The organism is Paenibacillus germinis, from assembly GCF_013141785.1.
Lineage (GTDB): Bacteria > Bacillota > Bacilli > Paenibacillales > NBRC-103111 > Paenibacillus_E > Paenibacillus_E phytorum.
In genome coordinates this window covers 1-5,910 of record NZ_WHOC01000127.1, presented here as the reverse complement: position 1 = coordinate 5,910, position 5,910 = coordinate 1, and the positions used below count along the sequence as shown (strand labels likewise).

Sequence of the window (5,910 nt, the reverse complement as noted above, 5' to 3'; positions counted from 1 at the left end):
ATTGCTCCATAAAACTTCAATTCGCCACATCGTCTGAAGTCGATCCCAACAAATCCAATGTATTAGTTACTTAGAGCTATGCTGCCCGTTACTTGAATGATCAAAAAAAGGAACTGCCGCGAGACAAACTCCACTATCGGTTGTCTTTAGATAAATACACTTTAAGGAATCATAGCAGTAGAGTAGTAACGGATTGCCTTTCCCTTTTCTTCAGCATACTGGATCTCTCTCCTTGTGCTGTTCCCTATGTAACCATCAACATCAATTACGAATATTTCATCAGAAATATCAATCTTTCTAAAATGCAGGTTTCCAAGTAATTCAGCTTGTTCTTCTGATATTTCAAAACCATCGCTTTGCTCAAAGAAGGCAACGCTAATAACGATGTTACCTTGAAGCGTAAGAAATGCATTTGCTTGTTCAAATTGTCCTTTGAATTTTGTAGAACCGCATAAAGTAATGACTCGCATATTCAAATCCCTTTCTCGATTAACTCCTTAATATATTCTTTCATCAGTTTGAATTTCCTTCCAGTAACCTTGAGGCTAACAAACTATGCTGCCCGTTAGTTTAGAAATCTGCGATTTTTTCTATTATTTGCCAAAACAAAAGCAATTCGCTATACTAATACCTAGATAATCGATGCATATGTAATCTATACATAGAAAGGAGCATTTATGAAAATTAGCAAGGAACTTATGAAAGGCAGTACTATCATCCTAATACTAACACTTTTGAACCGTAAGGACATGTATGGGTATGAAATGACCAAAGAGATGGAAACGCACACGGACGGTGTTTTTACCTTGAAGGAGGGGACTCTGTACCCCATTCTTCATTCCCTTGAATCAGATAAATACGTGGAAGCCTACTGGATTGAGAAGGATGGCCGAAAGCGAAAATATTATCGTATTACAAAGAGCGGCAAAGATGAACTCGGACTTAAAATGGAGGAATGGACGCTGTTTCGCAGCACTGTCGACCGTGTTATAGGGGAGGGTGGCATGGTATGAATCCGATTCGATATCAGGAAGACGTCAAAGAGTTCTTGAAGCAGGTCTGCTCACATATTCGAGCTAAAGAAGTTCATCATGAAGTGCAAATGGAGCTGGAGGGTCATTTACAAGATATCATTGAAGAGAAATTAGACAGAGGAATTGCGTTAAATACCGCCATAAAAGAAGCGATCACCCAGATGGGAGCTCCCGAACTTATCGGTGCTCAGTTTCATAAGGTACATCGCCCACGGACTGATTGGAAGCTGCTTGGGCTTCTGTCCTTCTTCATACTGTTTGGGCTTGTCGCCGTTTTTACCGCTCAGGCTTCACTTGTCCAGCGTCTAGGTTTCTCTTCAATTGGATTGAAACAAGTCATCTATGTTTGTGTTGGCGGACTTCTTATGCTTGGAATCCGCTTGTTCAATTATCAGAAATTAGCCTCCTATTCCTGGGCCTTATATATCGGTACGCTGATCTTACTGGTTTACTCCATAACAACAGGTTACCGATTAAACGGCATGGATGGCTATTTGCAATTGGGTAGATTCGTCGTGAATGTTGTTTCCATTTCTCCTTATTTGTTTCTATTGTCATTAGCGGGAATTTGGACGGATAAACCTACTAACCAATTAACTGAATCATGGATAAAGTCAATTGCGCGGTCACTATGGTTGAACTTCGGTATTCTTTTAATACCGTGTGTCATTTTCTTAAAGGCACACTCTCTCACGGATTTTATCTTGTTTTTCTTAGGATCTGCTTCAATGCTTCTAACGCTAAAGAAGAGTCGCAGTATTCTAATTACGCACGTGACCTTGATTTTCGGTTCCGCATTCTTTTTTTTGTTAACCTCGCACCATCGGTCTAATTCGTTTGATCGGTGGATGGCCTTTTTAAAACCCAAAGAAGATACACAAGGGTTTAATTATGTCCTGACACAATCCAAAGAAGCTATCACATCAGCTAGCTGGTGGGGACATGGCTACGGTACTCCATTACCTACTTTACCTGAACTTCATTCCAATATGATGTTCGCTTATTTGATCTATTGCTTCGGCTGGGTTGCCGGTATTCTTATCTTCTTGATGGTTATATTATTTATTTTCCATTCCTTGCAAATCAGCGGCAAAATCCGAGACACTTATGGGAAAGCCCTGCTTTCAGGAATACTCACGCTATTCGTGATCCAGTTTATTTGGCCAATGCTGATGTCTTTCGGTTGGGCGCCTCTAGGTGCTTTCTCGCTTCCCTTTATTAGCTATAACGGCACTCTTGTCATCTTTCAGTTTGCAGCCATTGGCCTAATTCTTAGCGTGTATCGGCGTAAGGATTTACTAGGTATACAAACAAAGAGACAAAACTAATAATTGAAACAGCGGCAGCCAGGGACGAGGAAAATAATTAAAGTCCTAGACTGCCGCTCTCTTATTTAACTATAGTTTCCCGTTAGTTTAACCCTCGTCCAATCACATTTGCTGAAATTGGTTGAAGACCAAGTTCTCTTGCCCAAATAGATAGCTGCCCCATATGATGAATTTCATGAGCAATCACATGTCGCAAGATCTCGCCTTTGGTAAACCGCCCTTCAGTCCACGGTACACTCACAGTTTCGTTTTCATAATCACTTGACCATGTATCAAGGAATGCCTTTGTTTCTTTGAGCCAAGAATCTGAAAGTTCCTTTACTTGCTGGAGTGTTTGATAGTTCTCATATTGTACTTGGATGTCAGGCTTACCTTGTATACCACGAATCCAACTATATTCCACGTCTGAAATGTGAAAGAATGTATACAGAATACAACCTGCCCCACCAATTCGATCACGTAACAATTCTTCTATTGGGACTTGCTTACACAGTTCAAACCATTCATCTCTTACCTTCCAGTTGTACTGAAACAATTTTATCAACTCAAAGCAACTCCCAATTTATCAGTTTATATCTATTTATGATTCGTATAGAATAACAACTTCTCCTTTATTGCTAAGCAATGCTGCCCGTTTGTTGAGCGTACAGCGGCACGCAGTATTGCATCGCCAATCAGACACCCCAGCGGGAAATACCCTAATCGTTGAGCTACTCTCTGTGAAGCAATGTTACTGGCGATTACGTCATAACTTATTCGTTGGGTTACAATGAGCAACGAAAGATGTCTTTATATTTATAATCAATTGGTCTAATTTGACCGCCTTTTCAAATGACGGTTTTCTTTTTTTGATCAAAATAACTTTAAGAAAGTAATTGTAAATGCCTACAACAAAACAGATGAACCGTGGACATTACCTATTGTAGTTCCTCTTGATTAACCAGTGTCCATATATTTTCTTCTTTATTCAATATCGTGGATTTGATTTTTAAAACGATATCCGCTATATGAAAGCTTCCGTTAGAACGTTCCCATACTACTCTGGCTGCCTTGTGATCTTTACTCAACAAAATTCCATATTGAGAATCACCTGTTTTATATTCTTTTTTAGCCTCGTTTAGTGCCATAAAGAACGATTGTGCTTCAACATCTGAAAGTTGGTTTGTGAAATGCCTGTCAATATCAACTCCGTAAATTAAATCCCAGTCATCCTTTTTAAATTTTTCACCTTTACTCTCCTCAATCTTAATAATTCCTTTTTCCCATGATTTGTACAATCGATCTACGACTTCCTTTTTTTGCTGTTGCTCTGCTGGTACAGTTACTACTTTAAAGGACGTTGCATTTTCGGTCGTTGCATTTTCGGTCGTTGCATTTTCTTTTGGAGTAGAAGTAGCGAATGCAGGTGTAAGCGAGAGTATTACTGCAATAACCGCTCCAGAAATTGTAATAGTAATCCACTTTTTGTTCATATTTTTATCTCCTAATAGTACCTTATTATTAATAAGCAAACGTTCTGAGACGCATAGAGAAGTCGTAATCTGAATGTTTAAACCCTTTTTTAAGATTTCTGCCCGTTAGAATTACTTTCCTCATTTACATAGACATTTACAGATGAATTAAACTCAACTAAATCACCAATAGCAGGATTTTGGCTAAGTATAATACCTTTCTCAAACTGATCACTAGTGGTCTTATTAATATTTAATTTAATACCTTTAGACTCAGCAATTTTAACCGCATATTTCCATCATCTAAAATAGGGACACAATGCACACCGCCAATGGGTTTGTCTGTTGGTAATTCAGTAATAAAGCTTAACATCTCTAAAATTCCCCCATGAAAATTGGTTTTTAATATCGGTTTAAGGCAATTGTTTATAACGTAGTGATTGCAAACAGCAAAATCCAACTTGTTAACGAATTAATTCGTGAGGAATACTTAAATTCCTTTTTATGTAATAAAATTTGAAAGCTCTTATTGAGCATATCTACCCTTAAGAAGTAATAAATGAATTTCCTAAAAATATCGGCGATATAATTCTCTTCTACGCTCTCCACGCAGCTGCGCATAAATCTGTGTAGTAAATGCTTTTTCATGCCCAAGCATACCCTGAATAAATTCTAGCGGTGCACCGTTATCTAGCAATTGACAGGCATAGGTGTGACGGAATCGATGAGGATATACATTGGCACTAATTTTCCCGCGTTGTGCTAGCTTTTTTAAAGACCAACGTATTGTTGGAATCGTCAATCGACGGGTCGGATTCGTTTCGGTAACAAACAATGCTTTACAGGTATCTTCACGGCTCTCTAGGTATCTTTTTAACCAAACCTTACACTCGGTAGTAAAGTAAACCTCTCTTTGTTTAGAACCCTTACCATTCACAATTGCAGAACTGTTCTCCCAGTTCACGTCTTCAATGTTTATTTTCTGCACTTCTCCAACGCGGCAGCCCGTGCAGTATAGGAATTCCAACAGAGCATGCTCACGGTGAGATCGACAGGTAATCTTAAGATGAATAACATCCTCCTCAATTAGAAATTTTGGAATACGTTTGTCCATCTTTGGTTCTCTCAGCTTGAGAGAAGGATTCCGTGTGATATGCCCTTCTTCAAATGCAAAGCGAAAAAGGGAGCGTACAAATCGAATCCGATGACCTAAGCTGCTAGGTTTTAACCGCTCTGATACCCTAGCGAAGTAGTCTTTTAGCAAATTTATAGAGATTTCTTCAATCTCTAGATCACCCAGTTCACGGACCAACATCTTTAGTTGTAGAAAGTATGCTTTCATTGTATGCGTACTGAATCCCAGAATACGTTTGTCAGCTTCATACAACATCCATAAATCCTTCAATGTCATAATAAAAACCCTCCCAAGTATTAGTATCTCTAGCTTTGCTAGAATTGGGAGGGTTTAATCTTTATTGCTTATTGTTGTGCTAGCGTTATTCGATATGACACATTTTGTCGACGTTTAGATTACCCATTAAGTCCTTCTGGCAATTAATAATAGCGAACTTGACACAAATAAAGGTCCACATCACAATCACTCAATCCGATACATAACTTCCAAATCCTTTCCCAAAAGATCACACAATTTTTTAGCTGTCGCACGCTCACTGATTTTAGAGATCTTTCCAGTAAGCTGAAATAGGAGTGGCTTAAACCTTTAATAATTCTTGCCTTCATGACGCGTCAGTCTTTGCCCTTATCCTCATATCCCTGCTTTTACCCTAATCACATTTGTTTACAACTGTAAATTTCATTAAACCACTTTATTTCAGGTTAAATAACTTTATTTCAGATTAAACAACCTTATTTCATCTTGCCAATTTCTTTCACACCAGTTTTTGTCACTAGAGATTCCATTCCTTCCCCACCGTCACGTCCTGCATATCCCTTTCAAAATCGTTCTTAGTTTCCATACAATTTCGTCCTCATAGACACTAACTATATATAATAAATCTTTTTTGCCATGGGGGAGCCATCAAATACTAGGCAATCTGAATACTTCGCTACAATGTAGGTTGATTTGTGTCGCTGGAC

General features: G+C 38.6%; 7 protein-coding genes. 2 read left to right on the top strand and 5 right to left on the bottom strand.

Translation table 11 applies throughout. From position 1 onward, the window contains the following. Nucleotides 1–161 precede the first annotated feature (161 nt). Nucleotides 162–470 carry a hypothetical protein gene (locus GC102_RS23475; RefSeq protein ID WP_171691642.1) on the bottom strand — a complete coding sequence of 103 codons (309 nt, stop codon included), beginning with the start codon at nucleotides 468–470 and terminating at the stop codon, nucleotides 162–164. 207 nt (nucleotides 471–677) lie between these two features. Between GC102_RS23475 and GC102_RS23470 the strand changes: the two genes are divergently transcribed. Both GC102_RS23470 and GC102_RS23465 read left to right on the top strand, forming a co-directional pair. Then, entirely contained in the window at nucleotides 678–1,013 is a 336-nt protein-coding gene (locus tag GC102_RS23470) for a PadR family transcriptional regulator (RefSeq protein WP_171691641.1), read from the top strand. Then, a complete protein-coding gene (locus GC102_RS23465) occupies nucleotides 1,010–2,362 on the top strand; it encodes an FtsW/RodA/SpoVE family cell cycle protein (protein WP_171691640.1) in 1,353 nt (450 codons plus the stop codon). The genes GC102_RS23470 and GC102_RS23465 overlap by 4 nt, the downstream gene beginning before the upstream one ends. Nucleotides 2,363–2,444: 82 nt before the next feature. Here the strand turns inward: GC102_RS23465 and GC102_RS23460 are convergent, their stop codons facing one another. The 4 genes from GC102_RS23460 to GC102_RS23445 form a co-directional block, all read right to left on the bottom strand. After that, a complete protein-coding gene (locus tag GC102_RS23460; protein WP_171691639.1) occupies nucleotides 2,445–2,906 on the bottom strand; it encodes a DinB family protein in 462 nt (153 codons plus the stop codon). Between the two features lie 373 nt (nucleotides 2,907–3,279). Next, on the bottom strand, nucleotides 3,280–3,834 hold the full coding sequence (locus GC102_RS23455; RefSeq protein WP_171691638.1) for a hypothetical protein: 555 nt from the start codon (nucleotides 3,832–3,834) through the stop codon (nucleotides 3,280–3,282). Between the two features lie 89 nt (nucleotides 3,835–3,923). Further along, entirely contained in the window at nucleotides 3,924–4,094 is a 171-nt protein-coding gene (locus GC102_RS40695) for a PASTA domain-containing protein (protein WP_171691643.1), read from the bottom strand. A gap of 287 nt (nucleotides 4,095–4,381) precedes the next feature. After that, complete coding sequence (locus GC102_RS23445) at nucleotides 4,382–5,224, bottom strand: tyrosine-type recombinase/integrase (protein WP_171691637.1); 843 nt, start codon at nucleotides 5,222–5,224, stop codon at nucleotides 4,382–4,384. Nucleotides 5,225–5,910: the final 686 nt, after the last annotated feature.